Here is a 6,647-nt window from a genome sequence, read left to right on the forward strand (position 1 = left end):
GTCATAGAATATATAGAGGTGTTTTATAATCGAATTCGTGCTCATTCTGCCCTTGATTATCATGCACCTTTAGAATATGAAGAAAATTATGAAATTTAATAGTCCACTTTTCGGGGATCATACCAGGTGTTTTATAATCGAATTCGTGCTCATTCTGCCCTTGATTATCATGCACCTTTAGAATATGAAGAAAATTATGAAATTTAATAGTCCACTTTTCGGGGATCATACCAAACCTTCTACAGTGTAATATTCAGACTTTTTGGAATCAGCAAATGCTGAAACGGATAACAATCCTAAGACAGATAACGTGACTTTACTAATCAAGTAATTATTCATAATAACCTCCAAAAGAATTGTTGATGTATTTAACAATTCAATTTATATTTAAAATTTTATTAAATAAAATAATTATAAATATAAATTGAATTGTTAAACCTAAATTAAAGTAATTCATAAAATTAAATTCGTAAAGTAGCCCAAAATTTTTTGGTAATTTATTTAATAGATAACCATTTATTTATATATTATTTGTTAATCTTATATTCAAAAATAACAAATTATTGCAAATTATAAATACAATATTATAGATATATTATTTAATGTCCTAGTTTTTTGTTTATATTCAATTGTAGTCAACTCAAAAAATAAATTTAAAAATTAGAAGGAATTAAAAAGGTTATCCAGCCAGAAATTTTATAAATTTATTTAAAATAATAATTTATAATAAATTTATTTATTATAAAATAAATTTATTATAAATAGTTATTTTTTGCAAAATATTATAAATATTATAAATATTATTCTGTGAATTTTTTGTGAAAAATTTATCATAAACATTCATAACTATTTATTGATTTTATTTCTATTAATATAACATAATTTTTAATTTAAAATAAATTTTGATTATGTTGAGTGATTTGAGGATAATTTTTAAATTTTTTTGTTAAGAGAAAATTATTTTTAATTTATTAATTGATATTAATTAATTTTTAATTGATATAATTCTTATTTAATTAAAACAAAATTTTAAATTCATCATTTTTTTAAAGTTTTTAATTTTTATGTCATAATTTTGACGAATGCGGAAATAAAAAGTAAACAAAAACAAAAATAATAATAATTATAAGAAATTATTATTAAAAAATATATTTATTTCATAATTATTAACAACCTCAAAATCTCATTTACGCATGAAATTTACCGAAATATCTATTGTGAAAAACTTTTGCTTTGTTTTTAATAGGAGCTAATGATGGCTGATGCAAAATCAGAACATCTTCGGGTTGTCGTAATAGATGATCAATTAAATATGCGTAAAGCTCTTTACCGAATTTTTGATAAAACGGGACATTATGAAGTAGAAGACTTTGGAAATGCAAAAGAAGCCATTGCTTGGTTAAAAACGCATGGAGTAGATATTGTTATTACAGATATTTATATGCCATTGGGCGATGGATTTGAAGTTTTAGCTTATATCCGAGGTCGTGCCATGCAAAATGACATTCCCGTTTTATTTATATCAGGGGAAGCAACAAAAGAAGATATTGTAAGAAGTGTTGATTTGGGAGTGAGTGATTATATTTTAAAGCCATTTGAGCCACAAGATATTGTTCAAAAAGTAGAAGGAATTTTTGAGAAATATAAAAATCCTCCAGAAAATATCAAAAAATTGAGAAATGCGGAATCGTTATTTTTTAATGAAAAATATTCCGAAGCAAAAGCTGAATTTGAAAAAATACATGCACAAAATAAACCATCAGCACGTTCCTTGATTGGTTTAGCACAAACAGAAGCAAAACTTGGCAATATTTCAGAGGCAATGCTTCATGTGAATCAGGCTATAGATAATAATAGTATGTATTTTCCAGCTTATTCGGCAGGGGCTGATATTTTAATTTCAAATAATAAACGTACCGAGGCCATTCCATTTTTAGCAAAAGAATTAAAAATTAATGGCAAACAAATTCATAGAAGAATGGTTCTAGCTGATATCTATATAGAGAACTCAAAAACTCCTGGATATTATGATAAAGCTTTAGAGCAAATGAAATTAGCTTTGCAAGATGATCCTACGGATGAAACTCTTTTGTTACGTTTTGCTGAAATTATGAGGGGTTCTGGTAATAAGGAAAAGGCGATACATTATTGTATGAAAGCAAGACGCCAAAACCCAGATAGTACTAAATCATTAATGCAACTTGCAAATATGTATATTCAAGATGGGCATCCTATCAAAGCAATAAATTTATTTTCTGATATTTTAAATAAAAATGCGAACCAATATGATGTTTACTTATGTCGTGCTAAGGTTTTTGAAAAAATGAATGAAAATGAGAAGGCGATTGCTGATTTAAGTAAAATACCAAAAACAATTGTTGATTTGCGCCTTGAGGTATTAAAATCGAAGGGGCGAGTGTATGCAAAAATGGGTAAAATACCAGATGCAATTGCCGCTTGTGAAGAAGTTTCAAATATGGAGCCTACTGCAGACAACTTAGCTCGAGTGGGATTGTTATTTATTAGATTAAAAAACTATCGGAGTGCTTTAGGATGGTATGAACAATCTACTTTAATGGATCCGGATCATTCAAAATATGTATATAACCTAGGTTGTTGTTACGAAGCTTTAAAACATAAAAAGAAAGCAATTGAATGTTACGAACGTTCATTGTATTTAGATCCTAATGGTAAGGAAACTATAATTGCATTATCAAGAATTAAAGGAACTCCTATACCAAATCCAAAAGCTCCGGCAAAATCAATGCCCCCAAAAGCAAGTTAATATTCGAGTTCTTTGATTTTTTATATATTATCAATTACATTATGAATGAGGAAGCAGCTTTTAATGAAAGGCCATAATATGAGTCATAATAAGCATATCGATAAAACTAAATCCGAAAAAAATAAAAATCAAAATGAAGATGAAAATCAAAAATGGTTTGATCGTGATGATTTTCAAGATTTGGCAAAGATAGGTGGTGATATTTTTAAAAAAACAGTTGCCACTGGTAGAGATGTCATAAAAGAAGTGAAAGATAATTTTCCGAAAGAAGCAACTCAACTATTAGCAAAAGGCAAAGAAGAATTGCTTAAAGGCTTGAGCCAAGAGGTTGCTAAAAATATGGTTTCATTTGGAATTGAAAAATTTTTTGCAGTAGCTCGCCAGCATCGTATCGAGTTTTCCATTCGTTTTAAAAAGAATGAAGAAGATTCTCCTAAAAATGAAGAAGTAAAAAAAACATATAGAAATAAACATTAATTCTATTTATTGAATCAAATTAAAATCCTAAATAAATTTATAAAAAATAATGAAGAGTTTAGAGTTTCTCTTTTTTTCTTTGCTTGATTTGTTTAAAGTAAATCTTTATAAAGTTTTTTTTATTTCGGATTGGAATGAATAAATGATTCTTAAAAATTTAAAAATTTATTTCCTTATAAAAATATCATTTTTTGTTTTATTTCATAAATACGCAAATGCATTAACCACTGCTGATATAATAGAAAAAAATATTATTACAAAAGATAATAAAATATCAAATAATTTAAAAAAAGTTTTAAATTTAACATCTATATATCCTAAAGATGATTCTCTTTCAGAAGCGTTAAATTGGATTGATGGAACATTTGATTCACAATATTCTTGGATTAAAAAAGATAAAACAGAATTTTTAGATATAGAGAGAAACATAAATATCAGCGATGATAATCTGGATGATATTATAAAATTAATTAACAAAGATATTGGTTTTAAAAAAGAAGTTGCGCCTATCAATAAAAATTATAATGCAATATTGTTTTTAGGATCTACTTTGTATAGAGCTCGTGATAGATTAGCTTATTTAAATCAAAATATTGATGATGGAATCATTAATCCTGGTATGACTTATTTAATAGGTGGTGAACGAGTTCTGTCTGAAAAAATATATGAAACGAATGAAGAGTTATTCAATAAAAAAAATGGCATCATCTCATTTAATAGTGATTATAAAATTCCCAAAATTCTTCCCAATTTAAAAGATTAAAGAGAAATGTTGAAATTAGTTTTTTCACAATCTCAGCATTCTTTGTTAAAAAATAAAATTGCTCTTGTATTTATAGAAAAAGAAGCTAATAAAAATAAAATATTAACATCAAATAAAATAAAAAAATTTTTTAATGAATTTAGTTGGAATTTAAAAGAAGGTAAATATCTTATCATAACGCAACAGCCTTATGTTTTATATCATAAACTAATTGTCGAAAAAATTTGTAAAGAAGAAATGGATAAGTGCCAAGAACTTGAATTTGAATCCGTTGGATCTTGTTCTAAAGAATCAATTGATACCATAGTGGAAAAAAGAAAATATGTTTCAAGATTATTAGATGCTTTAGGAAGAACTGTTTTGTTAATTTCTCAAAAATAATTTTTTTTATTAAAAATGTATTGAATAAAAAAAGGGAGAGTTTCGAAAATAGGAAACTCTCCCTTTTAAAATATAAGAACGATAAAGTATTAACCTTTTGCAGCAGCAGCAACAGTAGCAGCAACAGTAGCAGCTACTTCAGCAGCAAAATCTTCAGCTTTTTTCTCAACGCCTTGACCAAGTTCAAGACGGATAAAAGAAGTTACTTTAAGATCGTTAATGCCTAGTTTTTTTCCAACTTCTGAAACATAAGCAGCAACAGATTTGCTGTCATCTTTTACAAAAAGTTGATCAACTAAACAAATTTCTTTGAACCAAGTTTTTATGCTGCTTGGAACAATTTTTGCAAGAGCAGCTTCTGGCTTGCCTTGTTGAAGAAATTTATTACGAATAATTTCTTCTTCTTGCTTGATTGTTTCAGCAGGAATTTCTTGTTCATTTAAAAATTGTGGTTTCATTGCTGCTGCTTGAAGAGCAACATCTTTACCAAGTTCAATTAAGCCTTGGTTATTTAAGTGAGCTTCAATTCCAGAACCAGCAAGTTCTACAACAACACCGATTTTACCACCGCCGTGAACGTAGGAAGTAACAAAGTTTTTGCCAGAACCAACGCGTGCAAAACGACGAACAGTGATGTTTTCGCCAATTTGTGCCACAAGTGCTGTAGCTGCATCTTTTACGTTTCCTGAAACATCATAATTTGTTGCTAAAAGAGCGTCTAAATCTGCAGGTTTTGCGGAGTTAATTATATTATGTAGATTGCTAACAAAAGCTTGGAAACCATCATTTTTAGTAACAAAGTCTGTTTCGCAATTTACTTCGAAAACAAATCCAAGATTATTATTGTCTACAACAGTAGAAACAACACCTTCGCTCGCTGCTCTGGATGCTTTTTTAGCAGCGCTTGCTAAGCCTTTTTCACGAAGAATGACAACTGCTTTATCCATATCACCTTCAGCAGCATCAAGCGCTTTTTTGCAATCGGACATACCAGCAAGTGTCATTTCGCGAAGTTCTTTAACCATTTGAGCGGTAACTGTAGCCATTCCTTATTCCTCTTTAAAATAAAATGTTGTTAATAAGTAAGAAAGGTGTTCCTTACGGAACACCCAGAGGTTTAGTTCGCTTCGTCTTCATCGCGTGACTTAAGGCGTTTTACCTTAACTTGGGAACGTCCGCTGTCAGAAGAAAATGAGGAGTCTTCTTTTCCAGATTCAGATCTACGGCGTTGTTTGCCAGAAAGAGCTGCATCTGAAATTAAGCTCGCATAAAGTTTAATTGCTTTAAGGCTGTCGTCATTACCAGGGATAATGTAGTCAACGCCGTTAGGATCACTGTTTGTATCAGTTACAGCAATAACAGGAATTCCTAAGCGGTTTGCTTCAGCAATTGCTGTGAATTCTTTTTTTGCGTCAATAACAAAAATAGCAGAAGGAAGTCCTGGCATATTTTTGATTCCGCCTAGAGAGCGCTCTAGCTTAATGCGAAGACGTTCTTTAAGAGCAACTTCACGTTTTGTAATGCTTTCATATGTTCCATCACTAGCCATTTTTTCAATACGTTTTAGTTTAGTAATACTAGAACGAACTGTTTGCCAGTTTGTCATCATACCGCCGAGCCAACGGTGGTGGATGTGAAACATTCCCGCTCTTTCCGCTTCTTCAACGATGATTTCTTGAGCTTGTTTTTTTGTCGCAACAAAAAGGATGTGTCCGCCTTCTGTAACGGTCTGTTCAACGAAAGATAGAGCATCTTTAAATAATTTTTGAGTTTTTTGGAGGTCGATAATATGGATACCGTTGCGCTCACCGTAAATAAACGGACGCATTTTAGGGTTCCAACGACGAACTTGGTGACCAAAGTGGACGCCCGCATCAAGGAGGTCGCGCATTTGAACTTCAATAGACATAGAAAAACTCCTGCTTGGTTATTTGGTTTAACCCCTTGTAATACCCAGGCATTTTGGCCCACCAAGCTTTGGTATTACAGAGAACGCTCTAAATCAGGCACAGAACTTAAACAATTTTTTGCTAATGAAGTCAAGGATAATTAAATTCTTGATTTACCAACAATTAAAATTTGTATAGTCTTCTCGAGTTATTTTCGCACACCCATTGTGTATGTGGGGAGCGCTATTTAAAGGAGCTGTTTGTGAGTTTAATTCAAATATTTTTGCCTGATGGATCTTCTCGTTCTCTCCCTTCAACTTCTAATGTACTAGATGTTGCAAAAAGCATAAGT

Annotated in this window: 8 protein-coding genes; 6 read left to right on the forward strand and 2 right to left on the reverse strand. The window is 30.1% G+C overall.

The window, feature by feature from the left end:
• The 5 genes from ACIQ56_RS13085 to ACIQ56_RS13105 form a co-directional block, all read left to right on the forward strand.
• The coding region (locus tag ACIQ56_RS13085; protein WP_397599331.1) for an IS3 family transposase at positions 1-99 on the forward strand (99 nt) is incomplete at its 5' end.
• A gap of 1,156 nt (positions 100-1,255) precedes the next feature.
• A complete protein-coding gene (locus tag ACIQ56_RS13090) occupies positions 1,256-2,785 on the forward strand; it encodes a tetratricopeptide repeat protein (RefSeq protein WP_397601500.1) in 1,530 nt (509 codons plus the stop codon).
• Positions 2,786-2,848: 63 nt separating this feature from the next.
• Positions 2,849-3,262, forward strand: coding sequence for a hypothetical protein (locus tag ACIQ56_RS13095; RefSeq protein WP_397601501.1), 414 nt, complete (start codon positions 2,849-2,851; stop codon positions 3,260-3,262).
• Between the two features lie 142 nt (positions 3,263-3,404).
• Positions 3,405-4,025, forward strand: coding sequence for a hypothetical protein (locus tag ACIQ56_RS13100; protein ID WP_397601502.1), 621 nt, complete (start codon positions 3,405-3,407; stop codon positions 4,023-4,025).
• Between the two features lie 6 nt (positions 4,026-4,031).
• Positions 4,032-4,406 (forward strand): hypothetical protein, encoded by a 375-nt coding sequence (locus ACIQ56_RS13105; protein ID WP_397601503.1) that lies wholly within the window; start codon positions 4,032-4,034, stop codon positions 4,404-4,406.
• An 89-nt stretch (positions 4,407-4,495) separates the two neighbouring features.
• Here the strand turns inward: ACIQ56_RS13105 and tsf are convergent, their stop codons facing one another.
• Positions 4,496-5,452, reverse strand: coding sequence for a translation elongation factor Ts (gene tsf, locus ACIQ56_RS13110; protein ID WP_397601504.1), 957 nt, complete (start codon positions 5,450-5,452; stop codon positions 4,496-4,498).
• A gap of 71 nt (positions 5,453-5,523) precedes the next feature.
• Positions 5,524-6,315 carry a 30S ribosomal protein S2 gene (gene rpsB, locus ACIQ56_RS13115; RefSeq protein WP_153418909.1) on the reverse strand — a complete coding sequence of 264 codons (792 nt, stop codon included), beginning with the start codon at positions 6,313-6,315 and terminating at the stop codon, positions 5,524-5,526.
• Here rpsB and ACIQ56_RS13120 point away from each other — a divergent pair.
• Positions 6,196-6,459, forward strand: a complete 264-nt coding sequence (locus ACIQ56_RS13120) for a hypothetical protein (protein WP_397601505.1) — start codon at positions 6,196-6,198, stop codon at positions 6,457-6,459. The genes rpsB and ACIQ56_RS13120 overlap by 120 nt on opposite strands.
• Positions 6,460-6,647: the final 188 nt, after the last annotated feature.

This window comes from Silvanigrella sp., assembly GCF_044369315.1.
Classification (GTDB): Bacteria; Bdellovibrionota_B; Oligoflexia; order Silvanigrellales; family Silvanigrellaceae; genus Silvanigrella.